20 protein-coding genes are annotated in these 26050 nt (G+C 68.6%); 10 read left to right on the top strand and 10 right to left on the bottom strand.

Annotation, left to right across the window (positions count from 1 at the left end):
* Positions 1–161: 161 nt before the first annotated feature.
* The 4 genes from AJAP_RS16610 to AJAP_RS16595 all read left to right on the top strand — a co-directional run bounded on the left by AJAP_RS16610 (position 162) and on the right by AJAP_RS16595 (position 6147).
* Positions 162–809, top strand: coding sequence for a TetR/AcrR family transcriptional regulator (locus AJAP_RS16610; RefSeq protein ID WP_038512574.1), 648 nt, complete (start codon positions 162–164; stop codon positions 807–809).
* A gap of 30 nt (positions 810–839) precedes the next feature.
* Positions 840–2573, top strand: coding sequence for an ABC transporter ATP-binding protein (locus tag AJAP_RS16605; RefSeq protein WP_038512571.1), 1734 nt, complete (start codon positions 840–842; stop codon positions 2571–2573).
* Entirely contained in the window at positions 2573–4582 is a 2010-nt protein-coding gene (locus AJAP_RS16600) for an ABC transporter ATP-binding protein (protein ID WP_038512568.1), read from the top strand. The genes AJAP_RS16605 and AJAP_RS16600 overlap by 1 nt, the downstream gene beginning before the upstream one ends.
* A 128-nt stretch (positions 4583–4710) precedes the next feature.
* Entirely contained in the window at positions 4711–6147 is a 1437-nt protein-coding gene (locus AJAP_RS16595) for a DNA polymerase ligase N-terminal domain-containing protein (protein WP_051972486.1), read from the top strand.
* On the opposite strand, the gene AJAP_RS16590 is transcribed toward AJAP_RS16595, so the two are convergent.
* The 3 genes from AJAP_RS16590 to AJAP_RS16580 form a co-directional block, all read right to left on the bottom strand.
* Positions 6144–6497, bottom strand: coding sequence for an STAS domain-containing protein (locus AJAP_RS16590; protein WP_038512566.1), 354 nt, complete (start codon positions 6495–6497; stop codon positions 6144–6146). The two genes, AJAP_RS16595 and AJAP_RS16590, sit on opposite strands and share 4 nt — an antisense overlap.
* Before the next feature lie 74 nt (positions 6498–6571).
* Positions 6572–8080, bottom strand: coding sequence for a CYTH and CHAD domain-containing protein (locus AJAP_RS16585; RefSeq protein WP_228694961.1), 1509 nt, complete (start codon positions 8078–8080; stop codon positions 6572–6574).
* A gap of 70 nt (positions 8081–8150) precedes the next feature.
* Positions 8151–9008 carry a helix-turn-helix domain-containing protein gene (locus AJAP_RS16580; protein ID WP_038512559.1) on the bottom strand — a complete coding sequence of 286 codons (858 nt, stop codon included), beginning with the start codon at positions 9006–9008 and terminating at the stop codon, positions 8151–8153.
* Between the two features lie 881 nt (positions 9009–9889).
* On the opposite strand from AJAP_RS16580, the gene AJAP_RS16575 reads away from it, so the two are divergent.
* Positions 9890–11002 (top strand): erythromycin esterase family protein, encoded by a 1113-nt coding sequence (locus AJAP_RS16575; protein ID WP_038512556.1) that lies wholly within the window; start codon positions 9890–9892, stop codon positions 11000–11002.
* 351 nt (positions 11003–11353) lie between these two features.
* On the opposite strand, the gene AJAP_RS16570 is transcribed toward AJAP_RS16575, so the two are convergent.
* Entirely contained in the window at positions 11354–14320 is a 2967-nt protein-coding gene (locus AJAP_RS16570; protein ID WP_038512554.1) for an AfsR/SARP family transcriptional regulator, read from the bottom strand.
* Between the two features lie 87 nt (positions 14321–14407).
* Entirely contained in the window at positions 14408–15118 is a 711-nt protein-coding gene (locus AJAP_RS16565; protein WP_038512552.1) for a DJ-1/PfpI family protein, read from the bottom strand.
* A 99-nt stretch (positions 15119–15217) separates the two neighbouring features.
* Between AJAP_RS16565 and AJAP_RS16560 the strand changes: the two genes are divergently transcribed.
* The 3 genes from AJAP_RS16560 (at position 15218) to AJAP_RS16550 (ending at position 18014) form a co-directional block, all read left to right on the top strand.
* Positions 15218–16195, top strand: coding sequence for a GlxA family transcriptional regulator (locus tag AJAP_RS16560; protein WP_038512549.1), 978 nt, complete (start codon positions 15218–15220; stop codon positions 16193–16195).
* A gap of 41 nt (positions 16196–16236) precedes the next feature.
* Positions 16237–17649, top strand: coding sequence for a YibE/F family protein (locus tag AJAP_RS16555; RefSeq protein ID WP_038512546.1), 1413 nt, complete (start codon positions 16237–16239; stop codon positions 17647–17649).
* A gap of 83 nt (positions 17650–17732) precedes the next feature.
* Entirely contained in the window at positions 17733–18014 is a 282-nt protein-coding gene (locus AJAP_RS16550) for a hypothetical protein (RefSeq protein ID WP_378417714.1), read from the top strand.
* Here AJAP_RS16550 and AJAP_RS16545 read toward each other — a convergent pair.
* Both AJAP_RS16545 and AJAP_RS16540 read right to left on the bottom strand, forming a co-directional pair.
* Positions 17986–18642: a hypothetical protein gene (locus AJAP_RS16545; protein WP_038512540.1), complete on the bottom strand. Its 657-nt coding sequence runs from the start codon at positions 18640–18642 to the stop codon at positions 17986–17988. The two genes, AJAP_RS16550 and AJAP_RS16545, sit on opposite strands and share 29 nt — an antisense overlap.
* Complete coding sequence (locus tag AJAP_RS16540) at positions 18642–19250, bottom strand: MBL fold metallo-hydrolase (RefSeq protein ID WP_038512537.1); 609 nt, start codon at positions 19248–19250, stop codon at positions 18642–18644. The genes AJAP_RS16545 and AJAP_RS16540 overlap by 1 nt, the downstream gene beginning before the upstream one ends.
* 156 nt (positions 19251–19406) lie before the next feature.
* Here AJAP_RS16540 and AJAP_RS16535 point away from each other — a divergent pair, with 156 nt between their 5' ends.
* Together AJAP_RS16535 and AJAP_RS16530 are read left to right on the top strand one after the other, a co-directional pair.
* A complete protein-coding gene (locus AJAP_RS16535) occupies positions 19407–20264 on the top strand; it encodes a peptidylprolyl isomerase (RefSeq protein ID WP_038512535.1) in 858 nt (285 codons plus the stop codon).
* A gap of 1 nt (position 20265) precedes the next feature.
* Entirely contained in the window at positions 20266–21051 is a 786-nt protein-coding gene (locus AJAP_RS16530) for an aminotransferase class IV family protein (protein WP_038512531.1), read from the top strand.
* Here the strand turns inward: AJAP_RS16530 and AJAP_RS16525 are convergent.
* The 3 genes from AJAP_RS16525 to AJAP_RS16515 all read right to left on the bottom strand — a co-directional run bounded on the left by AJAP_RS16525 (position 21048) and on the right by AJAP_RS16515 (position 25988).
* A complete protein-coding gene (locus AJAP_RS16525) occupies positions 21048–22499 on the bottom strand; it encodes an amidase (protein WP_038512529.1) in 1452 nt (483 codons plus the stop codon). The two genes, AJAP_RS16530 and AJAP_RS16525, sit on opposite strands and share 4 nt — an antisense overlap.
* A gap of 348 nt (positions 22500–22847) precedes the next feature.
* Positions 22848–23627, bottom strand: a complete 780-nt coding sequence (locus AJAP_RS16520; RefSeq protein WP_037338920.1) for an enoyl-CoA hydratase/isomerase family protein — start codon at positions 23625–23627, stop codon at positions 22848–22850.
* Positions 23628–23657: 30 nt separating this feature from the next.
* The gene (locus tag AJAP_RS16515; protein WP_038512526.1) at positions 23658–25988 is read right to left on the bottom strand and encodes a RelA/SpoT family protein; all 2331 of its coding nucleotides are present in this window, start codon (positions 25986–25988) and stop codon (positions 23658–23660) included.
* Between the last annotated feature and the right edge of the window lie 62 nt (positions 25989–26050).

The raw sequence follows: 26050 nt of genomic DNA, 5'->3' as shown, positions 1-26050 counted from the left end.
CCGCTGGCAGTGACCTGGTCACGAACGCGTTACGGCTGGTGAGCGCGGCGCGCTAGGCCATTCGGCTGCATCTTGCGTGTTGCACGCCACGGGTGATGTCCGAAAAGTGCGGACTGCGCATAAATTTGCGTGCCCCGCAACTTTTCCTTACTCTTGACGCCGTGACCTCCCACCCGGCCGCGCCTTTGGGGCTGCGAGAACGCAAGAAGCGCGCGGCCCGTCGCGCCATGGGCGAGGCAGCGCTCAGGCTCGCGATGGAGAAGGGTGTCGAGCAGGTACGCGTCGAAGACATCGCCAACGCCGTGGGTGTCTCGCCGCGCACGTTCAACAACTACTTCTCCAGCAAGGAGGAGGCGATCTGCTCGTTCATCGTCGAGCGGCAGGAACTCCTGCGCGAGGCGCTGCGCGAGCGGCCTTCCGAAGAGACGCTGTGGGAAGCGGTCGGAACCGCGACGCTGGAAGCCTACGGCAGCTTGGGCGAACCGAATCGCGACGCGGTCGAGCTGGCCAGGTCGCTGCTCCTGCACCCGTCGATGCAGGGCGAATTCCTCAAGGCGCACGCCAAGGTCGAACAGGTGCTGGCCGACGCCATCCTGGAACGGGCGGGCGCGGGCCCGGAAAACGCGTTGAACGCCCGGCTGATGGCGGCCATCGTGGAGTCCGCGGTGAAGACCGCGTTCTTCAGCTGGTTGATCAACGAGGGCACCGGGCGGTTCCTGGAGACGCTCGAGGTCCTCCTGCACGAGGCCGCCGCGGGCGTCCCGTCCCTCACCGGACCCGAACCGGTGAAGAAACCGAACAAGCAGTAACACCCTACCCACCACTGGGGAGAAACCGTTGTGCTGACGAAGTTGTTGCGCATTCACCTGCGCCCGTACCGGCGAGACCTGTGGCTGATCGTGCTGCTGCAGTTCGTCCAGACCCTCGCCGGGCTCTACCTCCCCACCTTGAACGCCGACATCATCGACTCCGGGGTCGTCAAGGGCGACATCGACTACATCCTCGGTGTCGGCGGCGTCATGCTGCTGGTGTCGCTGGTGCAGATCGCTTGTTCGATCGGCGCCGTCTACTACGGCGCCCGCACCGCGATGGCGGTCGGCCGGGACGTCCGCGGCGCGATCTTCCACCGGGTCCAGGACTTCTCCGCCCGCGAGGTCGGCCAGTTCGGGACGCCGTCCCTGATCACCCGCACGACCAACGACGTCCAGCAGGTGCAGATGCTGACGTTGATGGCGTTCACCCTGATGGTGTCGGCGCCCATCATGTGCTTCGGCGGCATCATCATGGCGCTGAACCAGGACGTAACGCTCTCGTGGCTGCTGGTGCTCGCGGTGCCGATCCTCGGTGTCTCGGTCGGGGTCATCATCGCCAAGATGCGGCCGGCGTTCCGGCTGATGCAGGAGCGCATCGACAAGATCAACCAGATCCTGCGCGAGCAGATCATGGGTATCCGCGTGATCCGCGCGTTCGTCAAGGACACCCACGAGCGACGGCGGTTCACGAAGGCCAACACCGAACTGCTGGACGTCTCGCTGGTCGTCGGCAGGCTGATGGCCCTGATGTTCCCCATCGTGATGCTCGTGATGAACGCGTCCAGCGTCGCCGTGCTGTGGTTCGGCGGGCTGCGCATCGACGACGGCAGCATGCAGATCGGCGCGCTCACCGCGTTCCTGTCGTACCTGATGCAGATCCTGATGGCGGTCATGATGGCCACCTTCATGTTCATGATGGTGCCCCGTGCCGAGGTCAGCGCCGAGCGCATCACCGAGGTGCTGGACACGCACACCAGCGTCGTCCTCCCGGAGAATCCGGTGAGCCCAGGCGAGGTGCACGGACGGCTCGAACTGTCCGATGTGGAATTCCGCTACCCCGGCGCCGAGAAGCCGGTGCTGCAGGAGATCTCGCTGCTGGCCCTGCCCGGTGAGACCACCGCGATCATCGGCAGCACGGGCAGCGGGAAGACCACGCTGCTCAATCTGATCCCCCGGCTGATGGACGCCACCGACGGCTCGGTGCGCGTCGACGGCGTCGACGTCCGCGAACTGGACGCGACCGTGCTTTCCGACGCCGTCGGGCTGGTGCCGCAGAAGCCGTACCTGTTCGCCGGGACGGTCGCGAGCAACCTTCGCTACGGCAAGGCCGACGCCACCGACGAGGAACTCTGGCACGCGCTGGAAGTGGCGCAGGGCAAGGACTTCGTCGAACGGATGCCCGAGGGGCTCGACTCCCCCATCGCACAGGGCGGGACCAACGTCTCGGGCGGGCAGCGGCAGCGGCTCGCGATCGCCAGGATGCTGGTGCGGCGCCCCGAGATCTATCTCTTCGACGACTCGTTCTCCGCGCTCGACTACGCGACCGACGCCGCGCTACGGCGGGCACTCGTGGCCGAGACCGCCGAGGCGACCGTGGTGATCGTCGCGCAGCGGGTCAGCACGATCCGCCACGCGGACCGCATCGTCGTGCTCGACGAAGGCCGCGTCGTCGGCACCGGCACGCACACCGAACTCATGGACGGCAACGAAACCTACCGGGAGATCGTGCTGTCCCAGCTGACCGAGCAGGAGGCCGCCTGATGAGCGCGCCCGAATCCACTACGAAGGCCAAACCCCTGGGCGAGCGCGCGAGCGCGGCACGGGGACCCGGCCCCGGCGGAGGCGGTCTCGGCCGCGGCCCCGCCGCCTTCATGGGCGGGCAGTCCGCCGAGAAGGCCTTGGACTTCAAGGGATCCTTGAAACGGCTGCTGCGGCTGCTCCAACCGCAGCGCGCCATGCTGTACGGCATCCTGGTGTTCGGCGTCGCCAGTGTCGCGCTGAGCGTCATCGGGCCGAAAATCCTCGGCATGGCGACGGACCTCATCTTCGCGGGTGTCGTCGCGAAGGACATGCCCGCGGGGGTGAGCAAAGAGCAGGTGATCGCCGGCCTGCGGGCTGAAGGCAATAACACCCTCGCCGATCTCTTCTCGGGGATCGACTTCGTCCCGGGCCAGCGCATCGATCTCGACGCCGTCGGCCAGGTCCTGCTGTGGGTGCTGCTGCTCTACATCGTGGCGTCGTTCTTCTCGCTGCTGCAGGCGCGGCTGACCACGAACCTGGTCCAGCGGGCGGTGTTCGACCTGCGGGAACGGATCGAGGAGAAGTTCGCCAAGCTCCCGCTGAGCTACTTCGACCGCCAGCCGCGCGGCGAGGTGCTGAGCCGGGCGACCAACGACATCGACAACCTCGCGCTGTCACTGCAACAAACCCTCGCGCAGATCGTGTCGTCGCTGCTGATGGTCGTCGGCGTGCTCGTGATGATGTTCGTCATCTCGCCCGTGCTCGCGCTGGTCGCGCTGCTTTCGGTGCCGGCGTCGGTGATCGTCGCGGCCAAGATCGGCAAGAAGGCGCAGCCGCAGTTCATCAAGCAGTGGTCCACCACCGGACGGCTCAACGCGCATATCGAGGAGATGTACACCGGGCACTCGCTGGTCAAGGTGTTCGGCCGCCGCCAGGAGGCCGAGGAGGTCTTCCGCGAGCACAACGACACGCTCTACGGCGCGAGCTTCAAGGCGCAGTTCATCTCGGGCACCATCCAGCCCGCGATGATGTTCATCGGCAACCTGAGCTACGTGCTGGTGGCCGTGATCGGCGCGCTGCGGGTGGCGTCCGGGACGCTGTCGCTCGGTGATGTCCAGGCGTTCATCCAGTATTCACGGCAGTTCAGCCAGCCTGTCACCCAGATCGCCAGCATGGCGAACCTGCTGCAGTCCGGTATCGCGTCCGCGGAGCGGGTCTTCGCGCTGCTCGACGCGGACGAGCAGGAGCCGGAACCCGCCGAACCCGCGCGGGTCGAGCAGGTGCGGGGTCAGGTCGAGTTCGAGCACGTGTCGTTCCGGTACGCCGAGGACACACCGCTCATCGAGGACCTGTCGCTCACCGTCGAACCGGGGCACACCGTCGCCATCGTCGGCCCGACCGGCGCGGGGAAGACCACCTTGGTCAACCTGCTCATGCGGTTCTACGAACTCGACGGCGGCAGGATCACCCTCGACGGCGTCGACATCGCCGGGATGGACCGCGAAGACCTGCGCGCCAAAACGGGCATGGTGCTGCAGGACGCGTGGCTGTTCGGCGGCACGATCGCGGAGAACATCGCCTACGGTTCCGCGGGCGCCACGCAGGACGAGATCGTGGCGGCGGCCAAGGCGACCCACGTCGACCGGTTCGTCCGCACCCTTCCGGACGGCTACGACACGGTGATCGACGACGAGGGCGGCACGGTCAGTGCCGGCGAGAAACAGCTGATCACCGTCGCACGGGCGTTCCTGGCGAAGCCCGCGATCCTCATCCTCGACGAGGCCACCAGTTCGGTCGACACGCGGACCGAGGTGCTGATCCAGCGGGCGATGAATTCGCTGCGCGAGGGACGGACGAGTTTCGTCATCGCGCACCGGCTCTCCACCATCCGCGACGCGGACGTCATCCTGGTGATGGAGAACGGGTCGATCGTCGAACAGGGCGACCACGAAACGCTGCTGCTCACCGGTGGTGCGTACTCCCGGCTCTACGCCGCCCAGTTCGCGGAGGCGCTGGCCGAGACCGACTGAACCACATCGGCGCCGAAGGTCCCTTTTCCTCCTTTTACCGTGGGAAAAGGGACCTTCGGCGCACGGAAGGACGGTGAACGGCGCTAGGCTTGCGTGACCCGATCCGGAAAGGGGTGCGCCGGCCGACCATGGCGGAGAAACTCGGCGAATACCGCCGTAAGCGCAGACCTGGGCGAACTCCCGAACCCCTGCCGGATCACGACGGGAAGTCCGGGGCCGACGATCTCTTCGTCATCCAGGAACATCACGCGAGCAGCCTGCACTGGGACATCCGCCTCGAACGGGACGGGGTCCTCGTCTCCTGGGCGGTGCCGAAGGGCCTGCCGATGGCGCCCGACCAGGAGCGCCTGGCCGTGCACACCGAAGACCACCCGATGGAATACCTCACCTTCGAAGGCGAGATCCCGGCGGGCGAATACGGCGGCGGCACCATGACCATCTGGGACACCGGCCGGTACGAAACGCTGCACTTCAACGACCACAAGGTCGAAGTCGTCTTCCACGGCGCACGGGCACGCGGGAAATACCTGTTCCTCAACGTGAAGAAGGACGGACGGGACAACGGCTGGCTGCTCAAACGGCTCGACCCCGCCGACCCCGGCCGGAAGGAACTCCCCTCTTTCCTCGCCCCGATGCTGACCAAACCGGGCCGTCTCCCGTCGACCGGCGAAGACCCGGAATGGGCTTACGAATTCGACTGGTCCGGGCGCCGCACGCTGATCCGCGTATCCGGGGGCCGGATCACCGCCTACGACGATTCGGGCGACGACGTCACCGGGCTGTATCCCGAATTCCGCGGTCTCGGCGAACAACTCGGGGCCACGGAAGTCTTCCTCGACGGGGAAATCGTCGTCTTCGACGGCGGCAAGCCGAGCGCGGAAGGGCTAGGGCACCGCGCGCGGGCGACGAAGAACTCGGCCAAACGGCTCACCTCACGGTATCCGGCGTTCTACCTGGTGAACGATCTCGTGCATCTCGACGGCCGCTCGTGTGTCGGGACGCCCTATGTCGAACGACGGGAACTGCTCGACGAACTCGGGCTCGCCGGACCGCACTGGCAGGTTCCCCGGTACTACCTCGGTGACGGTGGCGCGGTCGCGAGGGCGGCTCGCGAACACGGACTCGCCGGCGTCGTCGCCAAACGGGCCGACTCCGCGTACCACCCCGGAAAGCGCACCGGGGAATGGCTTTCCATCACGGGAACCCTGGTGCAGCAAGTGGTACTGGGCGGCTGGCGGCCGGGTGGCGGCAGCCGGGCCGGCACGTTCAGCTCGCTGTTGCTCGGCGTCCCGCACGAAGACGGCTTGCAGTACATCGGAAACTGCGGTGTCGGCTTCGCGGGTGACGAGCTGGAGGAACTCTCCAAACAGCTGTTCCGCTTGGAGCGCAAGACATCCCCGTTCCATTCCGTTCCGGACAAACAGGCTCGGGACGCGCGCTGGTCGCGGCCGACCATCGTCGGCGAGGTCGTCTTCGGCGGCTGGACCGACGCGGGCTGCCTGCGCAATCCGCGGTGGCGTGGCCTGCTGCCGGACGTCTCCGCCGACGAGGTCGAGCTCGACTAGAGCATCACGTCCTCGACGTCCCACCGGACGTCGAGGTCGGCTCCGACCCCGCTGACGTCCAGAATCCGTGACACCAAAGCGGTCTTCACGATCACCGAGAATCGGGGTGACGCCGCGTTGGCCTCTTCGAGTGCCTGCAACCCGGCACAGCTGAGGAAACCGACGCCGGAAAGGTCGAGGATCACGTGCCTCCCCTTGACGCAGGCACCGCTGAGCTCGGTGCGGAAGCGTCCGACGGTCGCCGCGTCGATCTCCCCCACCGCGGTGAGGATGAGGACGCCGTCCTTGCGGCGGCAGGTGCTCACGGCCAGGTCCGGCTTTTCGCCGGGTACGCGCTGGCCAGGCAACATTGGGGCGCCTCTCTCCAGACCACCAAGTTCCCTCGACGTTACTCGGCGACGGCGGCAGGTCAACCCGGGCTACCTCATTTGAGCCATTTCGGACGAGAACCTTTACCCACCTTTTGCCATTCCCCGGCGAAGCGCCGGTGCGCGGCGTCGGCGACGGCGACCGAACGACCGTGCAGAAGCCCGTAGGTGAAAGCGTTTTCGTTCTCGGCGTAGGCACGGAGGCCGAGGAGACGCAGGACCTCCCGGCTGACCACGATGTCGTGATGCTCGCCGAGCGTGCTCTGCACCGCCTTGACGTTCTTTCGCCATTTTCGAAGCTTCTTGCCGGTCACCGGCCGGACCGCGTCCGCCGCATAGCGGGCTCGCTTGGCCTTCTTGCGCGCCTCGTGCAAGGCGGCGTCCTGCTCCGCGCCGGGCTCGAGCTCGCTCGCCGCGGCCACGGCCTTGCTGAGCTTCCGGCCCGACCGTGCGACGGCCTTGCGCAGTTCCTTCTTGTCGTCCTTGATCTTCCGCGGTTTGCCTACGAGCTTTTCCAGTGCTTGCAACAGCTTCGTGTACCGCTTGCTGTCGAGCGCCCGGATGGCACGCGCCTTGGCCTCTTCGGCTTCGCGTGCGAAGTGGCGCGTCATCAGCTGCTCGACGTTCCCCAGCACCAGCTCGGCCGGGAGCGCCTTGACCTCGTCGTGCAGGCGCGCGACCATGACCTCGCTGTCCCTCGCCGGCCCGAGTTCGCCGCCGAGCCAGCGGAGCTCCTCGGCGAGCCCGGCCGCGACGTCGGCGTCCAGCGAGCGACGGAAGGTTTTCAAGGCGCTCCGCAGCCGCCTGCTCGCGACGCGCATCTGGTGTACCGCGTCCTCGACGTCCCGGCGGACCCCGATGTCGTTGCGTCGCAGCGCGTCCAGCTGCTCGGCGAGGTAGTCCGCCAGTACCGAGCCCGAAGCTCCCCTGGCCGGAGGGACGAGCTCGTCGGTCAGCCGCCGGAGCTTCGACGGCCACCTCGACCGCTCGGCGCCTCCTTCCACGACCGCTTGCTCCAGGCTTTGGAGCAGTTCGGGGTCGGCGCCGGGCGAGAGTTCGATCTCGATCTCCCGCCAGCGGTCGAGGTGCGCCTTGTCGCCGCCCGCCTCGCCGGTGACGACGTCGTCGGTCAGCGTCGCGAGCTCACGCCCGTCGGCGTCGAGCAAGGCGTACGAGGTGCGCTCGGTACGCAGATGCGCGGCCTGGACGAGTTTGGCGCCGAGCGTATGCGCCCGGACCAGCTTCGCCAGCGCGCCGGGCACCTTGTCCGGTTTCCCCGCCAGCGGGAGGCGGAGTTCCTCTCGCCTGTCCTCGCCGACCGGGAGTTTGAGATGCCAGCCCTCGTCGCTTCCGCCGAGCCTCCGCCGCAGCGTGATGCCGGCCTGCGCGAGCCGGAAGTCGGCGGTGTCGAAGTACGTGGCGTCGAGGACGTCGACCCTCGGATCGGCCTGGTTCGTCACCGGACCGGCCGGGACCAGCGGCGGGATGGGCCTGTCGGCCGCCAGGTCGTACTTCCGCTCGATCTCCGCCTCGGCGACCGGGGCACCACCCTGCGTCTTCGTCACCACGAACTCCTTCTCCTCGGCTACCCGGAAGGATTACCCCCTGCGGAGGCGGCGGGAAACCCCGGACGGATCATTCCTCCATCCGGTCGTACCGGTCCGCCCATTCGGCGAGCATTTGCCGTGATCTTTCCTCGGTCAGGGTATCGCTTTCCAACCTCGCGACGAGCGAATAATAGGCCTCGACCGCCACCCTGTCGTCGATGAACACTCCGGCCGCATAGGAATCCGTGTACACCACCGCCGGATGTTCGGTGAATTCCATGATGGTGAAGGAATTCTCGAGCACCCTGCCCACTTCGTCGCTTTCGGGGACGATGCGAATGGAGCAATAGGGCAGGTTCGCCGACAGGACGAGGTGGAGCAGTTGTTCGTGCATGATCCGGGGACCGCCGACGACCGACCGCAAGGCACGTTCGTGCACGAAGAACCGGCAGCGCGGCGGACGATCCCGCCGCAGCAACCGCTGCCGTTCCAGCCGGGCGTTGACGACCTGGTCCAGCTGGGCCTGGTCGCGGTTGCCGATCAGTTCGAAGGCGGTGCGGGCGTACGGTTCGGTCTGCAGCAGGCCGGGGAGCGTCAACGACTCGTAGCGCACCAGCGTATGCGCGAGGTTTTCTTGGATCTCCAGGGATTTCATCGGGTCGACGAGCTCGTCGAAGTACGGCCGGACCCAGTACAGGTCGCCGCCGGGCTCGGTCAGTTCCAGCAGCAGATCGCGTTCGGGCTCCGCCTCGCCGCAGGTCGCGAGATACAGCGCCGCGTCCACCACGGACAGCTCGCGCAGCCCTTGTTCCCACCTCGTGACCTTGCTCTGCAACCAGCCGTTACGGCGGCTGACGTCGGCTCCGCTGAAGTGCCTGCGCTGCCGGAACGCCTTCATGCGGTGGCCCAGTTCCCGGGTCCGCGCCGTCGAATCCTTCTCAACCATGCGGGACAAAGTAGGGCCGAACTCCGGCCGCGCGGTGATTGCCACGCGGCAATTCACCTCAAGTGCTGATCAGTTGCACTCCCGCACGTATCTTAAACGCTGCTTCGCAAGCGAAGCGCCTTCGCGCGCGAAGGGTCCTTTAAAGCTTTATAGCGGAAGAAGGAAATGGGATCCAGTTATTCGTCCGTGGATTTCTTGCGGTGTCGCAGCCTTCGGTGCGGGTCCGTGAAGGCCTCCTTGCCTACCCTGAAGGTAGTGAAGGAGGCCTTCACGGACTCGGGAGGGACAGGGACCCACAGCCGCAGCGGGCGCGCGTGAAGGCCTCCTTCCCTAAGTACATGAAGGCCCCCTTCACTGCGTCTAGCGCCAGGGTCCCGGCAAAGTCGCCGATCCGCTGGTCAGGTGGGCAACAGCTGGCTCGTCACAGTGGCCCGGCACCTTCTCGACCGTCCATAAGGAACGCCCTTTGCGCTGACGGTGTCCGACTTGCGCACTTCGCGTGGGGGTCGTGAGTGACGTTTCGGGTTCTAACCCGAAACGCCACTCACGACCCGCGCTCGACCAGGGCCGAAGGCTCCCTTCACCGCATTAGACGTGGTGAAGGGAGCCTTCACGCCATCGCTGGCCCCGGCCGCGAACACGCCACATTTGACCTTCGCGTCAATAGAGTCCGAAACGCCACTCACGCCCCCCCGCACCGACCAACGCTTATACGACTTTGCCGAGACCTTGGCGTCTAGCGCAATGAAGGGGGCCTTCATGTACTTATGAGGGAGCGAGCCAAGATCACACCTGACATGCGGTTTGAAGCTTTCGCGCTACATCCCCAGGCCAAATCGAGCCAAGTTTCAACCGGAACATCAACGATATGCTTGAATCTCATGAGTCAAGACATCCGAGACTTCGTCACCCCCTCCTGCGACCTGCTGGCCCTGGGCGAACCGACGCACGCGACCCCGGTCTTCGCGGAGATCCGCAACGAACTGTTCGCCCAGCTCGTCGAGCGCGGCTTCCGCTCGATCGCCCTCGAAACCGATCGCGTGGCCGCCCTGGCCGCGAACGACTACGTCCAAGACGGCACCGGAACCCTCGACCTCGCGATGAGCGAAGGCTTCTCACACGCCTTCGGTGGCGTTGAGGCGAACAGGCGACTGATCGCGTGGATGCGCGAGTACAACGAAAACCGGCCTCCCGAGGAGCGCCTCACATTCCACGGTTTCGACACCCAGACCGAGAACACGTCCGCGCCCAGCCCACGGCGATACCTCGAGTACGCCCGCGACTTCCTCGGGCTGGACGTGGACATCGCCGGTCCGGCGGGCGACGACGAACGGTGGGGCCGCGAGGAAGCCGTCTTGGACGCGGCTTCCTCGCCCGGAGCCACGGCCGACGCCTACCGCCTCCGTGCGATCGCGGCCGATCTGCTCACCGCGCTTCGCTCCAGGGCGCCCGAATCGGACGCGTGGTCGCGCGCGGAGATCCATCTCATGGCGGGGATCGATCTGCTGCGTTACCACCGGCAATGCGCCGAGCCTCTCGAACCGCACGAGCGCTACATGCCCCTCGTCGCGGCCAGGGACGCCTTCATGGCGCGGAACCTGCTGGACATCCGCGCCGCCGAAGCGGGTCGCGGCCGGACGCTGGTCTTCGCCCACAACCTCCACCTGCGGCGACAGGCGAGCACGATGCGGGTCGCCGACACCGAGACCAGCTGGTTCCCCGCCGGCGCGCTGGTGGCGCCGCTGCTCGGCGACCGCTACACGTTCGTCGCGACCAGCCTCGGCGGAAGCGAGGACATCGCGCTCGCGGAGCCGGAGCCCGACACCTACGAGGGGTTCCTGCAGAAGCACGTCACCACGGCTTGGGGGCTGCTCCCCGCCTCCGACGTCCCGCCCGCGAGCGTCCGGACCGATCCCACCCCGCGGCAGGGTTACTTCCCGCTCGACCAAGGGATGCTGAACGACGCGGACGCGATCCTGCACGTCCGCCGCTAGGCAGTGTCTCTCGAGGCGCGCTTTCGGAGTCCCGCAGCCGGGCCGCGGCATCAGCCGGCCACTCACTCAGCCGTGTCAGCGGCCCGCCTTCGCGACTCCGAGGCCTCCGGCCGAAAAGAAACGCGCGCGCGTGTCCTCACCTGATCAGCCGACTCCGGATTGAGACACACCCCAGCTCTGCGAACCGGGTGACGCCTCCTGCCCTCTGAAGGCGTCACCCGGCCACGAGCACGCGCCGCCACCCCCAGTTCCGCGAATTCGGGGCGGCGCGAAGTCCGCTCACATGAGCAGCAGTCAACACACCGTCGCCATAACTTCGCCAAACGCCGCGGCCGTGAACCCTCCGCCGGGCTATGCCGGAGTCACTCCGAAGCGGATCTTCGTCAAGGCTTCACGAGCCCGATCCCGCTGGCGTCCGCTCTCGTCGACGGCAGAAAGGCCCTGGAGGGCACGTAGTTCCCACACCGGGAATCCCAGCTCCCGGAACAGTCCCGCCGCGGTTCGGAGCCCTTCGGCGGCTTCGGTCGCGATGCCTTCATCGGCCCGTAGACGTCCGAAGCTGAGCAGGGCGTATCCGCCGCCCCGGCGGTCTCCGAGCTCGCGGAACGTACTCATCGCCAGGCTCAGGTGTTCGGCGGCACGGCCGTGTTCACCCGCCAGGCGCAAGGACTCGCCGAAGCTGCGATGCGTGTAGGCGGCGGCGTGCCGGTGCCCGACGTCCTCGAAGAGTTCCAGCGACCGCGAAAGGCATCGTTCGCTCTCCCCCGCGTCGCCGGTTTTGGCGTGGAGGTCACCAAGACTCCGGAGGACGTGCGCCTCCCAGTGGCGTTCACGCGAGCTGCGCGTGCCGATCAGGGCGCTCGTCAGCAGCGCGCCGGCCTCGTCCACGCGGCCGTTCCGTCGCAGGACGTCGGCGTACCGCTTGGCGGACCTGTCGTGTTGCTGCCCGTCTTCACAATGGAGCGAAAGCAGCAGGCTCGCGTCGAAGCATTCCTTCGCCCGGCGGAAGTCGCCGAGGTCGTCCCACAGCGAGCCGAACTGCGCCGACGCCATCGCCTGCCCGGCGAGGTCACCGCAGTCCCGCAACAGGTCCAGCGCCTCCCGCAGCGCGTGGACCGCCGCACCGGCCCGGCCGGAATCCGCGTCGACGTCGGCGAGCGCGACGAGCGCGGACCCGGTGCCCGGATGATCACCCACGGAGCGGAACCTGGTCTCCGCCAACAAGAAACAGGTCCTCGCCCGGGCCAGATCCCCCGCGTCGGCGTGGGCGTGCCCGAGCTTCAGCAGTTTCTCGGCCTCCGCGGGGACATCGAGACGATCACGCACGATGCCGAATCCGAGCCAGGCGGAGGAACCGCCTTTCCGGGGACCGACGAGATCGCTGTAGGCGTCGGCCAGCCTCATGGCCAGCCCGGTCCAGCCATGGTTCTTCGCGGTACGGACGGCGAGCGCGAGGTTCGCGGTTTCCGCGACCCGCCATCCGTTCGGGTCGGCCGCGACGCGGTCCGAAACAGCGGCCGGGACGTCATCGCGCCGTGAGGGCGGGTACTCGGCGCCGAGCGCGGCGGAAGCGTGTTCGGCCAACGCCGCCATCACCGTCAGCCCGCGTTCGAGGGCTCCGGGATCCGGCGGTTCCCGGAGCGCGAGCCGGGTCAGCCCCGGCAGCCGGTACCGGAGGAAACCCGCCTGATCCGGTTCGGCGTGGAGCAGGTGGTCGTCCACGAGTTCGTCGAGCAGTTCCGCCGCCTCGCGGGACGGACGGCCCAGCATCGCCGTCGCGAACCAGTCGGCGATTTCGGTCGCGCCGGGAAAACCGAGCAGCCGCAGGGAGTTCCGTTGTCGCGACGGCAGCTCGGCGAGGGCTTCGGCGAGCACCGGGCGGACGGCCAGGTCACCGGCGGCGAGTTCGTCGAGGCGCAGCCGCTCGTTCTCCAGGCGGGTCGCGAACTCGGCGACACTCAGCCGAGGCCGCTGCAGCAGTTTCGTCCCCGCCGCCCGCACCGCCAGCGGAAGGCCGTCGCAGCAGGCCAGCACCCGGCGGACGGCGTCGGGTTCGCCGGACAACCGGGCTTCTCCGGCGATCTCGCCGAGCAGCGTCCGTGCGTCCTCGTAGGACATTGGCCCGACTTCGACCGGCCTGGCGCCGACGAGACCCGCCAGCCGTCGCCGTGTCGTGACGATCGTCGCGCAGCCGGGACCACTCGGCAGCAACGGCCGCACCTCGGCTTCGGACCGGGCGTTCTCGAGGATCACCAGCAGCCGCCGGTCGGCGGAATGGCTCTGCCACAACGAGAGCAGCCCGGCCCGGTCCGCGGGGAGTTCCGCTTCCGCAAGCCCGAGCGTGCGAAGGAACCCGGCGAGGACATCACCGGGTTCACGCAGGTCGGCGACGAGCTGGCCATCCGGGAACCGCTTGCGCACGCGCCACGCGGCTTGGACGGCCAGCGCGCTCTTCCCCGCTCCCACCGCCCCGTGCAGCACGATCGGCGCGGGCGACCGCACCGCGCGTGCGACTTCCGCCAGCTCTGCCGCCCTGCCGGTGAAATCCGGCGTCGCGGCAGGCAGGCGGCATGGCGCGCCGCCCGCCGACCAGCCGGTTCCGGAAATCCGGCGGTGGACCGCGAGCAGGTCGTCCCCCGGTGAGACTCCAGTGTGTTCCCACAGCGCCTGACGGCAGCGGTCGAGGACGGCCAGCGCCGCGTCCCGCCGGCCGAGACCGTGCAACGCCTCGGCCAGCCACCCGGCGAGTCGCTCGTCGCCGGGCCGGGCGGCCAGCTCCGGTCCCAGCCGGTCCGCGACCGACTTGTGGTCACCGGCGGCCAGGTCCAGTTCCACGAGCCTGCCCAACACCGAACAACGCCGGTCTTCGAGCCACAACCGGTGCGCCTCCACCAGCGGACCGACCGGCACGTCGGCGAAGGCCCGGCCACGCCACAACCCCAGCGCCCGTTCGAGCAACGCCTTGCGTTCGTCACCGGTCGCGCTCGCGGCGGCGGCCGTCAGCTCCGAGAAACCGGCGACGTCCAGCTCGCCGTCCGCCACCGTCAGCCGGTAGCCGCTCCGGCCGGACCGCAGCCGCTGCCGCTCGTCGTCCACCGGTATGCCGGGTGACAACGCCTTGCGCAGCTTGGAAACCGCCATCTGCACGACCGCCGCCGCACTCGACGGCGGTCCCTGCGGCCAGAGTTCGTCCACGAGGGTGTCCCGGTGGACGAACTCGTTCGGCCGGGTCAGGAGCACCGCGAGCACCCGACGGGGCTGAGCCGCCGACGGCAGCGGGACCGAGGCCGCGAGCGGGCCGAGCACCTTGAACTCCACGAACCACCTATCACCTGGACGGATGACCCGAATGTAACCCGGTGCTGTCCCCGAGACGTCGATTTCTCACCCGGATGGCCGTCCCCCTTATTTCCCGGTGTGCGCGAGGAGCCTGTCCCGCAACGCGGGTTCGTCCGCGAGCGCCTCGTTCAGCGTGTGCTCCAGCAAGGGCTTGAGGTCCCCGTACGGACGCTTGGACCAGTCCAGCGGGCCCTGCGGCGGCTCCGGGTCGTACTCGATGACGAACTGGATCGTCCTGGCGATCTCGGCGCCGACGAGCCGCTCGACCAAGTGCAGCGCGAGGTCGATCCCCGCCGACACCCCGGCGGCGGTGATCACGTTCCCGTCCTCGACCCAGCGCTCCGCGACCGGTTCCGCGCCGAACGCGCCCAGCAATTCCCGGAACATCCAGTGCGTCGCGGCCTTGCGGCCCTTCAACAGTCCTGCCTGCCCCAGCAGCAGCGATCCCGTGCACACCGACGTCACGAGCTCGGCGTTCGCCGCCGCGCCGCGCAGGTAACCGACCAGCTTCTCGTCGGCGAGCGCCTTCAGCGTCGGTGCGGCGCCACCGGGCACGAGCAGCGCGTACGGCGACGGGACCTCGTCGTAGGTGTGGGTCGCCACGAGCTTCAGGGGGTTGTCGGTGATGACCGGGTCCTTCGTCTCGCCGACCACGACCGTCCGGTATTCCTGCGCCGTGCTCGCCATCCCCTCCAGCACGGTCAGCGGCCCGACCATGTCGAGCGGGGTCATCCCCGGGTACACCACGAACGCGATCGTCTTCTTGTCGTCTGTCATGGGGACAACGGTGTCGGAGCGGCGGGCCCACGGTGGCCCGGATGTCCGGATTCCTGCGAACAACGTCCGACGGCCGGGCACTACTGGTAGCGTTCGATCATGCCGGGTTCACCCAGACGAGTGTTGATCGTCGGCTACAGCAACGCCGAGTTGCTCGACATCGCCGGTCCGTCGGACGTCCTGGACGCCGCCACCAAACTCGGCGGCAAGCCGGGGTACGAGATCATGCTCGCCAGCGTCGACGGACGCGGCATCCGCTGCGAGTCCGGGCTGACCCTGCAGGCACAGCATCGGCTCGACCAGATCACCGGCGGGCTGGACACGCTGATCGTCGCGGGCGGCACCGGACACGAGGCCGCCGCCGCGGACGCGCGGTTCGTCACCCACGTCCGCAGGCTCGCGCAGCAGAGCCGCCGGGTCGCCTCGGTGTGCACCGGCGCCACCGTGCTCGCCGCATGCGGACTGCTCAACGGCCGCCGCGCCACCACCCACTGGCGGTTCGCGAACCGGCTCGCGACGAACTATCCGCAGGTGAACGTCGACCCGGTGCCGCTGTACGTGCGCGACGGCAACGTCTACACGGCGGCGGGGGTCACCAGCGGGATCGACCTCACCCTCGCGTTCGTCGAAGAGGACCACGGCCCGAGTGTCGCCAGGGAGGTCGCCCGCATGCTCGTCACCTACCTGCAGCGGCCGGGCAACCAGGCGCAGGTGAGCATGTTCCTGTCCGGTCCGCCGCCGGAGAACCGGCTGGTCCGCGACATCACCGCGTACGTCGCCGAACACCTCGCCGGTGATCTCGGCACCGCCGCCCTCGCCCAACGGGCCGGGATCAGCCCCCGGCAGCTGACCAGGTTGTTCGACGCGCACTTGAGCACCACACCCAGCAGGTACGTGCGGGCCGCGAGAACCGAGAACGCGGCGAAACTGTTGTGCGGCACCGAACTTCCGCTGTCCTCGATCGCGAGGCGATGCGGTTTCGGCTCGACCGAGACGCTTCGCCAAGCCTTCCTCGACCACTTCGACACCCCGCCTTCGGCCTATCGCCGTGTCCACCTTCGGCAGGCATTCGGATAGGCCGTGTGCGGCACGCGCCGCCGACTGTGGAGGATGTGCGGGTGAACCGCCGCGACATCTCCGACGACGACACCGGCCCGATTCGCCGGGTAACGGACACCCCGTCCGATCGTTCGCCCGGAACGTCCCGTTCGCCGCGCCGGACGCCGCCGCCCGAGGGCACGCGGCGCCCGCGCCCACCGGCCCAGCGGCCGCGACCGGCGGAACCGGGCAGACGTCGCGCCGCCGAACCGAAGCCCGAACCCGAGCAGGTCGGCCACGGGCACTCGCACGGTCACGGACCGGCGGCGCCCGCGTCGCGCCGGGTCAGGCAGTTACTGATGTGGTTGCTGATCCCGCTCGCCGTCGCGACCGTCGCCGGGATGGTCTTCCTCTATCCGTGGGGCAAGGATCCGGCGAAAAGCGTCTTCCCGCAGGGAACCCCGGTGAACGCGACGGTCACCGGCACGATCACCGGACCGTGCCTCGCCGAAGGACAGGTGCAGGTCGGCGAGCCGCCGCCGGACGCGAAGCCGTGTCTCACCAGCGAGCTCACGATGACCGACGGTCCCGCGTCCGGGAAGCCGTTGAAGCTCACGTTGCCCATCGAGCCCAGCACGCCGCGGTTCGCCGCGGGCGACGAGGTAGTGCTGTCCTACAACGGCGGCGACGTCGCGAACCCCGCGTCGTTCCAGATCGTCGACTTCCAGCGGGGTACGCCGCTGCTGCTGCTCGCCGGGTTGTTCGCGCTCGCGGTGATCGTCCTCGGCCGGTGGCAGGGGGTCGCCGCGTTGATCGCGCTCGGGCTGAGCTTCCTGGTGCTGGCGCTCTTCGTACTGCCGTCGATCCTCGCCGGCGAAAGTCCGCTGCTGGTGGCGATCGCTGGCGCGGGGGCGATCATGTTCGTCGCGCTGTACCTGACGCACGGGCTGTCCGCGAGAACCTCGGTGGCGGTGCTCGGCACCCTCGTGAGCCTGGTCCTGATCGGCGTCCTGTCGGCGATCTTCTCGGCCGCGGCGTCACTGACCGGCCTCGACGACAGCACCTCCCAGCTGATCGGCTCGCTCGGGCACGGGATCGACGCGCGGGGACTGCTGCTGGCGGGTGTCGTGATCGGCGCGCTCGGTGTGCTCGACGACGTCACGGTGACGCAGACGAGCGCGGTGTGGGAACTCCGGCGGGCGAACCCGGCGCTCGGCTGGCGTGAGCTGTACGGCGCCGGCCTGCGGATCGGGCGCGATCACGTCGGCTCGGCGGTCAACACGCTCGTGATGGCGTACGCGGGCGCGGCGCTGCCGGTGCTGCTGTACACGTCGCTCTCGGGCGTCGGGCTCGGCTCGATCCTTGGCGCGGAGAACATCGCCCAGGAGATCGTGCGGACGCTCGCCGGAAGCGTCGGCATCGTCGCGGCGGTCCCGGTCACCACCGTGCTGGCCGCACTGATCGCCTCGCGGGAGCCCCAAGAGTCCCTGTAGCCACAAGCGCCCCAAAGCGCGAGCCCGCCGCGCGGGCACGGGCCGGAGTCGGGTACGAAGAGGCCGCACCCGAGGTTCGCCGCGTGATCGGAGGGGCCATGTTCGACGCCGTGTTCGCCGTCCCGAGACAGCTGACCGCCGTCGCGCGGCGCGTGCTCGTCTCTACGCTCGAAGCCGTCGAGGCGGTCCCCAAGATCGCCGCCGCGCTCGACGACGTCCGGGCGACGCTGAAGCACTCGGAGCGGCTGGCGACCTTCGCCGCGGGCGAACTGCCGGAGATCGTCTACCAGCTGGAGGAGATCAAGGCCCGGCTGGAGAAACTGGAGACCCGCACCGTCAGTCCAGGGTCGCCACGAAGCGGCTGACCGCCTCCATCGTGAACCGCTGGATGTACTTCCCGGCGGGCGCCGCCGAGGCCAGCCGGTAGAGCGGCCGCTCCGCCGCCGCGTCGCCGCGTGCCTCCGATTTCAGTTGCGCCACCAGCAGTTCCGAGAACACGAGACCGTTCGCTTCGGTGTTGTTCAGCAGCGCGTTCGCCAGCTTGCGCAGCTGGAGGATGCCCAGTTCCCTGCCACCCGCGCCCGAGTAGACGGCCAGATCGACCTTCGCGACCTTGCGGCGCTTGCCCGCGTTCACCAGCAGGCTGACCGTCCGGGTCCCGCGCACGTCGCTGATCACCAGGTCGATGCGCTCGGCCGCGGTCAGCTCGATCCGCCGTACGCCCCAGGTCCGCACGATGAGCGTGTCGCCTTCGAGCCACACCCGGCGGCGCAGGTTGTAGAACATGACGTACAGCAGCGGCAGCGCGATCACCCCGGCGACCACGAGCCCGGCGATCTCACCGCCGATCAGCCCGGCGATCCCGCCGAACGCGGCCGCGAAGATCACGACACCGGCGACGCTGGAGCAGCCGCGCTTGCGGCGGAGCTTGGGGTCGTCGTGGAACAGCGGGAGACGTTCGGGGGTCTCCGGGGTCCCGGTGGGCTCGGTCATCACGCGCCCGTCCCGGCCAGGAACGGGTTCCCGGCCCGCTCGCGGCCGATCGTGGTGGCCGGACCGTGGCCCGGCAGGACGACGGTGTCGTCGGGCAGCGTCATCACCTTGGCGCCGAGGGAACGCACGAGCTCACCGCCGTCACCCGAGGACCGGCCGATCGAACCGGCGAACAAGCTGTCCCCGGTGAGGACGATCCGCCCGCCTTCGGCCGCGGTCAGCCCGAAGACCACCGAACCGGCGGTGTGCCCCGGTGTGCCGGACACCGTGATCTCCAGCCCGGCCAGCCTCAGCGGGCCATCGACGAGTGGCACGATGCCGTCCTTCCGTTGACCGGCGTCCTGGCCGAGCAGTGGCCGGTCCGCCTCGTGCAGATAGAGAGGTACCCCGTGGCGCGCGCCGACCTCACCCGCCGAAGCGACGTGATCGGGGTGGCCGTGGGTGGCGAGCATCGCGACCGGCGTCAGACCGTGCTCGGTGAGCGCGGCCTCCAGCGGCTCGGCGGCTTCCTCGCCGGGATCGACGATCACGCACTCGCTCCCGCCGTCCAGGGCGAGCAGGTAGCAGTTGGCTTCGAGGGGGCCTGCCGGAAAACCGACAACCAGCACGAAATGCCTCCTCAGATCTTCCGCCGAACAGGTGACAGGATGGCCCTGATCACGATCAAGTAAGCCTAGCGGCCCCTGTACGGGGGCCTCACAGGCTGTGCCAATAGACTCCCGCTACCTCAGACGTGTGACATCGAGTGGAAACCGGGAGGGCGGGTGCCGACCAACCAGCAGCGCCGCGAAGCCGCGAAGCGCAAGCTCGAGCGACAGATCGTGCGACGGGCCGAGAAGGCCAAGCGGCGCAGGATCGTCGGCTCGGTGGCGGTCGTCGGCGTCGTCGCCATCGTGGCGGGCGCGGTGTGGTGGATCGTCAGCAGTAACAGTGGTGACGATGCCGCCTCCGACGCTTCCCCGAGCTCGGCTCCTCCGACCCCCGAGGTCACCATCCCCACGGAGCGCACTCCGATGCCGAAGCGGCCGACGCCGCTGGCGAACCCGGTGACTTGCGACTACAAGGACGACGCCAGCAAGCAGGCTTCGAAGAAGGTGAACAAGCCGGAAGGCAAGGACGTCTCTTCGAACGGCACGGTGAACGTCGTGCTGAAGAGCACCGCGGGTGACATCCCGCTGACGCTGGACCGGGCGCTCGCCCCGTGCGCGGTGCAGAGCTTCATCAGCCTTTCCCAGCAGGGCTACTTCAACGACACCAAATGCCACCGGCTCGGCACCACCGGCCTGCAGATGCTGCAGTGCGGTGACCCCGAGGCCAGCGGCATGGGCGGCCCGGGCTACACCATGCCGGACGAGGCGTTCAAGGAGATCAAGTACGGCCGCGGCATCCTCGCGATGGCGAAGACGCAGCAGCCGAACTCCGGCGGAAGCCAGTTCTTCATGGTCTACGGCGAAGCCGAACTACCCGCGGACTACTCGGTCTTCGGCAGCATCTCCGACGAGGGCCTGAAGGTGCTCGACAAGGTCGCCAAGGCGGGCGCGAACGCGCAGGCAGGCAACGGCGACGGCACCGGCCCGCCCAACACCGAGGTCAAGTTCACCGGCGTCACGGTCAACGCCTGACGTGAAGCTGGAGATCAACGGCGCGCCCGCCCGGTCGGAAGACCTGGCGGGCGCGTTCGGTTACGGCCATTTCACCGCGATGCAGGTCCGCGACGGCAAGGTCCGCGGCCTGGACGTCCACCTTCGCCGCCTCGTGACGAGCACGCGGCGCATGTTCGGCAGCGACCTCGACACCGACGCGGTGCGCGAGTACGTACGGCAAGCCGTACGGGGTGAGGGCGCTCTTTCGGTGCGGGTGCTGATCTTCTCCCGCGCGATGGACTGGTCCGATCCCGGCGCGCCCGCGGCGCCGGACGTCCTCGTGCGGACCGGGCCACCCCAGGAGCACGAGATGACGCCGCTGCGCCTGCGGTCCGTGCGCTACGAACGGGTGCTTCCGGAGGTCAAGCACGTCGGCACGTTCGGACTCCTTCACCACGCGCGTGAGGCGAAGCTGGCGGGATACGACGACGCGTTGTTCATCGACTACGACGGCCGGGTCAGCGAAGCGTCGATCTGGAACGTCGGGTTCCTCGACGGCGGCACGGTGGTCTGGCCGCAGGCCCCGGTGCTCGACGGCATCACCCAGCAGCTCGTGCGACGCGGCCTGGAGCGGAACGGGATCCCGCAGGAGATCCGCGACGTCCGCCCCGCCGACCTGCCGGAGTTCGACGCCATGTTCCTGACCAATTCGGAGTCGGTCGGCTGGCCGGTGGCGTCGGTGGACGACGTCGAGCTGTCGTACGCTCCGGAAACGGGCCGGATCCTCGCCGAAGCGTACGACAGCAATCCCTGGGACGAGATCTAGCTCGGCGCCTGGAAGCCGCCGATCGTCTGCTCGAGCAGTTCGGCCAGCCGCAGCGGGGTGCGGTCCTCGAACGCCGGACCGATGAGCTGCACTCCCACTGGCAGGCCCTCGGCGGACCGGCCGGTCGGCACCGCGGTGGCGGGCAGACCGGGCATGGTCGCCACGCCCGCCCAGACGAGCTGGTCGAAGTACGGATACTCCACACCGTCGATGTCGAGCTTGCGGCCCAGCAGATCGGGACCGTGATCATGCGGGAACGCGGGGGTCGGCGTGATCGGGCAGACCACCGCGTCGAACTCGGCGAACAGCTGCCGCCAGCCGTGACGGTGCCGTTCGCGGTGGTCGTACACCGCCAGCCAGTCGCGGTGGGTGAACACCATGGCACGTAGCCGAGCCGCGTCGAGACTCCGGTCGTCCGCGCTCAGCCCGGCCGCGCTGGCCTGCAGTTGCTCGTACGCCTCGACGGGAAAACGCGCGACCGTGCTCGAGAACAGCAGTTGCGTGTAGAGCGTCGCGGACTCGGTCAGATCGGGGAACAACGGGCTGTACCGTTCGACGCGGGCCCCACCGTCGACCAGCGCGTCGGCCACCCGGTTCACGCCGGCCCGCACGGCGGCCCCGGTCGGGATGAGCGGATGGTCCTCGATCACCAAGACCCGGAAGTCGCCGAGCCGCTCATGGCGCGCGGGCGGCAGCTTCACCTCGTACGCCATCCCGTGTGTCAACGGGTCCGGCCCGGCCATGACGTCGAGCAGGAGCGTGAGGTCGCGGGCGGTACGTGCCATCGGTCCGGCGACGGCCAGGTCGAGGTCGATCGGCAAGGCGGGCGCCGGCGGCGGGACCATACCGCGGGTCGCCGCGAGCCCGACCGTCGGCTTGTGCGCGTAGATACCACAGAAATGCGCGGGGGTGCGCAACGAGCCGGCGAGGTCGGAGCCGATGGACAGCGCGCCGAAGCCGGACGCCAGCGCCGCCGCCGATCCGCCGGACGACCCGCCCGAGGTGCGATCGTGATCCCACGGGTTGTTCGTGGTGCCGTAGAACTCGTTGAACGTCTGAATGTCCTGCAGCCCCAACGGCACGTTGGTCTTCCCGAGCACCACCGCCCCGGCGGCCTTGAGCCTCGACACCTGCACCGCGTCTTCGGCGGGCATGAAGTCCTGGTGCTGCGGCATTCCCCAGGTCGTGGGCAGGCCGGTCATGTTGAAGGACTCTTTGACCGTCACCGGGATCCCGAGCAGCGGCCGATCCTCGCCGCGGGCGCGCGCCTGGTCGGCATCACGCGCGGCGGCCCGCGCCCGGTTGAAGTCCGGCACGCAGATCGCGTTGATCGCCTTGTCGTCCTGTTCGATCCGGGCGATCGCCTCGTCGGTCAGCTCCGCCGACGTCACTTCACCGGAACGCAAAGCGGTCGTGAGCTCTTCGGCCGTCTGAAATTTCCACTCCATGAAACGACCATAAACACCTCTGGCTCAAGCCATAAAAAACTTCTTCGCGCAACAAGGCCGCCGATGGGAAACGAGCCGCGGAGGCACAGAAAGCGGGATGCCACAAGGGTTTTCGGGACGATATTCGAAGCAGAAGTGGTGCCACCGCGACTGTCCACACGGAACGCCGTCCGAAGTGCCGCGAAAGCCACTTTCGGGACATCTGATGTCGCGAAAGTGGCTTTCGCGACATGGTCGCCGGCGGGGTCACGTGCGGACCGCCATCTGGGCGCGAAAGCCGTGAAGGCCTCCTTGAGGGACCCTGGGTCCCTCAAGGAGGCCTTCACGGAACACCGATGAAGCGTGGCCTCAGCGATAAGTGAACTTCGGCGGCCGCCGCGCCAGGAACGCCGCCACCCCTTCGGCATAGTCCTCGCCATGCAGCGCACCGAGCCGGATCTCGTCCACTTCGGCGTCGGATTCCTGTTGCCCCGCCACGATCTTCTCGATGATCCGGTTCATCCCGCGCACCGAGGCCTGCGAACGCGAAGCCAGCGTCTCGACGAACTTCGCCGTCGAGGCCTCCAGCTCGTCGGCCGGGAAGACGTCGTTGAGCAGCCCGATCTCCCGCGCCCGCCGCGCGTCGACGAGCTCGCCCGAGAGCAGGAAGTACTTCGCGTTCGCGGCGCCGACCAGTGAGACGAGCTGCCGTGTCGAGTCGAAGTGGTAGACGATCCCGAGCTTCGCCGGCGTGATACCGAAGCGCGAACCCTCCGCCGCGAACCGGAAGTCGCAGGCGACCGAGATCTGGCATCCGCCGCCGATGCAATTGCCCTGGATCATCGCGACCGTCGGCTTCCGCGACGCCGTCAGCGCCGCCACGGCCCCGTCGACGGCCTTGTCGTAGGTCTCGGCAGCGTCGGCGGTCGACCGCAGGTCCCGGAACTCGCTGATATCCGCGCCCGCCGAGAAATGCGCGCCCGCGCCGGTCAGCACGAGAACCTTGATCGCCGGGTCCGCCTCCACCCGCGCCACCACGTCCGGGATCGCCGACCACATCCCGTAGGTGATCGCGTTCATCTTCTCCGGCCTGGTGAACGTCAGCCGTGCGACCTCGCCGTCGCGAGTGAATTCGAACCCGTCAGTCATCCTCGGACTGTAGCCGGGACCCACCGGCGGTCACGAAGCCGAAGTGACCCGATACACGTCGTAAACGCCTTCGACGCCCCGGACCACCTTCAGCACGTGTCCGAGGTGCTTCGGGTCGCCCATCTCGAACGAGAACCGGCTGACCGCGACCCGGTCGCGCGACGTCGTCACCGACGCGGACAGGATGTTGACCTTCTCGTCCGCGAGCACCTTCGTGACGTCGGAGAGCAGACGGTGCCGGTCCAGCGCCTCGACCTGGATCGCGACGAGGAACACCGAAGACGCCGACGGCGCCCATTCGACCTCGACCAGCCTCTCGGGCTGGGCCCGCAGGTCGTCGGCGTTGGTGCAGTCGGTCCGGTGCACGCTGACGCCACCGCCGCGCGTGACGAAACCGAGGATCTCGTCGCCCGGCACCGGCGTGCAGCAGCGGGCGAGTTTGGCCCAGATGTCGCTGGCGCCCTTCACCACGACGCCGACGTCGTTCGAGCCGCGGCGGCGGGTGACGGTGGACGGGGTCGCGCGCTCGGCGAGCTCCTCCTCCGCCTCGTCGACGCCGCCGATGAGCGCGACCAGCCGCTGCACGACGTGCTTCGCGCTGGTGTGCCCCTCGCCGACGGCCGCGTACAGCGAGCTGATGTCCGGGTGCCGCAGTTCGGTGGCGACCGCGCCCATCGACTCGGCGGAGACCAGCCGCTGGATCGGGAGGCCGACCTTGCGGACCTCCTTGGTGATGGCCTCCTTGCCGCCCTCGATCGCCTCGTCACGGCGTTCCTTGGCGAACCACTGCCGGATCTTCGCGCGCGCCTTGGGCGAACCGGCGAACTGCAGCCAGTCGCGGCTCGGCCCCGCCGTCTCGGCCTTCGACGTGAAGATCTCGATGACCTCGCCGTTCTCCAGCTTGCGCTCGAGCGCGACGAGCCTGCCGTTGACGCGGGCCCCGATGCACCGGTGGCCGACCTCGGTGTGCACGGCGTAGGCGAAGTCCACCGGCGTCGAATCGACCGGCAGCGTGATCACGTCACCCTTGGGCGTGAACACGAAGATCTCGCGCGAGGCGAGTTCGTAGCGCAGCGACTCCAGGAAGTCGCCCGGGTCCGCCGCTTCCCGCTGCCAGTCGAGGAGCTGGCGCATCCACGCCATCTCGTCGACGTCCATGGCGTTCCCGTTGTGGGTGCCCTTGGTCTCCTTGTACCGCCAGTGCGCGGCGATGCCGTACTCGGCGGTGCGGTGCATCTCGTAGGTACGGATCTGGACTTCCAGCGGTTTGCCGTCTGGACCGATCACGGTGGTGTGCAACGACTGGTACACACCGAAACGAGGCTGCGCGATGTAGTCCTTGAACCGGCCGGGGACCGGCTGCCACAGCGCGTGGACGACGCCCATCGCGGCATAGCAGTCACGGACGTCCTCGACCAGGATCCGCACGCCCACCAGGTCGTGGATGTCGTCGAGGTCGCGGCCACGGACGATCATCTTCTGGTGGATCGAGTAGTAGTGCTTCGGGCGGCCCTCGACCTTGGCGGTGATCCGCGAGCCTTCGAGATTGCCGGTCAGCTCGGTGATCACCGACCGCAGGTACGTGTCGCGCGAAGGCGCGCGATCGGCGACCAGGCGGACGATCTCGTCGTACTTCTTCGGCTGCAGGATGGCGAAGGCCAGGTCCTCCAGCTCCCATTTGACCGTCGCCATGCCGAGCCGGTGCGCCAGCGGGGCGAGGACCTCGAGGGTCTCGCGCGCCTTGCGGGCCTGCTTCTCCGGCGGCAGGAAGCGCATCGTGCGCATGTTGTGCAGCCGGTCGGCCAGCTTGATGACCAGCACGCGCGGGTCGCGCGCCATCGCGATGACCATCTTGCGGATGGTCTCGGCCTCGGCGGCCGTGCCGAGTTTGACCTTGTCCAGTTTGGTGACGCCGTCGACGAGCTCGCCGACCTTCTCACCGAAGTCGGCCTTCAGGCTTTCCAGCGAATAGCCGGTGTCCTCGACGGTGTCGTGCAGCAACGCCGCGACCAGCGTCGTGGTGTCCATGCCGAGTTCGGCCAGGATGGTCGCGACGGCGAGCGGATGCGTGATGTACGGGTCGCCGGACTTGCGCCGCTGCTCGCGGTGCAGCTCTTCGGCGACGTCGTACGCGCGCTGGAGCTGCGCGAGGTCCGCGTTGGGATGCAGCTCGCGGTGGATGACGGCGAGCGGTTCGAGAACCTGCTTGACCGGCGCGGCGCGCTGCGCGGTGATCCGGCGGGCGAGGCGGGCGCGCACGCGGCGCGTCGCGGACGGTGTCGGCGCCGCCCCCTGTCGCGCCGCACCGTTCTGCTCGGTGCCGTCCTTCGAGGACACCGCGGCATCGAGCTCTTGGCTCACCCGCACCTCCTGCGCTTCGTGCGGCCTTCGGACATCAAGGGTAACCGCTCCCCCTGGCGGCT

Source organism: Amycolatopsis japonica (genome assembly GCF_000732925.1).
GTDB lineage: Bacteria > Actinomycetota > Actinomycetes > Mycobacteriales > Pseudonocardiaceae > Amycolatopsis > Amycolatopsis japonica.
This window is presented reverse-complemented; position numbering and strand designations above follow the sequence as displayed.

What these genes read in the sequence shown, in the direction of transcription:
- AJAP_RS16600 (WP_038512568.1), top strand. Translation starts at nt 2,573, where the DNA reads ATGAGCGCGCCCGAATCCACTACGAAGGCCAAACCCCTGGGCGAGCGC.
- AJAP_RS16595 (WP_051972486.1), top strand. Translation starts at nt 4,711, where the DNA reads ATGGCGGAGAAACTCGGCGAATACCGCCGTAAGCGCAGACCTGGGCGA.
- AJAP_RS16590 (WP_038512566.1), bottom strand. Translation starts at nt 6,497, where the DNA reads ATGTTGCCTGGCCAGCGCGTACCCGGCGAAAAGCCGGACCTGGCCGTG.
- AJAP_RS16580 (WP_038512559.1), bottom strand. Translation starts at nt 9,008, where the DNA reads ATGGTTGAGAAGGATTCGACGGCGCGGACCCGGGAACTGGGCCACCGC.
- AJAP_RS16575 (WP_038512556.1), top strand. Translation starts at nt 9,890, where the DNA reads ATGAGTCAAGACATCCGAGACTTCGTCACCCCCTCCTGCGACCTGCTG.
- AJAP_RS16565 (WP_038512552.1), bottom strand. Translation starts at nt 15,118, where the DNA reads ATGACAGACGACAAGAAGACGATCGCGTTCGTGGTGTACCCGGGGATG.
- AJAP_RS16560 (WP_038512549.1), top strand. Translation starts at nt 15,218, where the DNA reads ATGCCGGGTTCACCCAGACGAGTGTTGATCGTCGGCTACAGCAACGCC.
- AJAP_RS16545 (WP_038512540.1), bottom strand. Translation starts at nt 18,642, where the DNA reads ATGACCGAGCCCACCGGGACCCCGGAGACCCCCGAACGTCTCCCGCTG.
- AJAP_RS16525 (WP_038512529.1), bottom strand. Translation starts at nt 22,499, where the DNA reads ATGGAGTGGAAATTTCAGACGGCCGAAGAGCTCACGACCGCTTTGCGT.
- AJAP_RS16520 (WP_037338920.1), bottom strand. Translation starts at nt 23,627, where the DNA reads ATGACTGACGGGTTCGAATTCACTCGCGACGGCGAGGTCGCACGGCTG.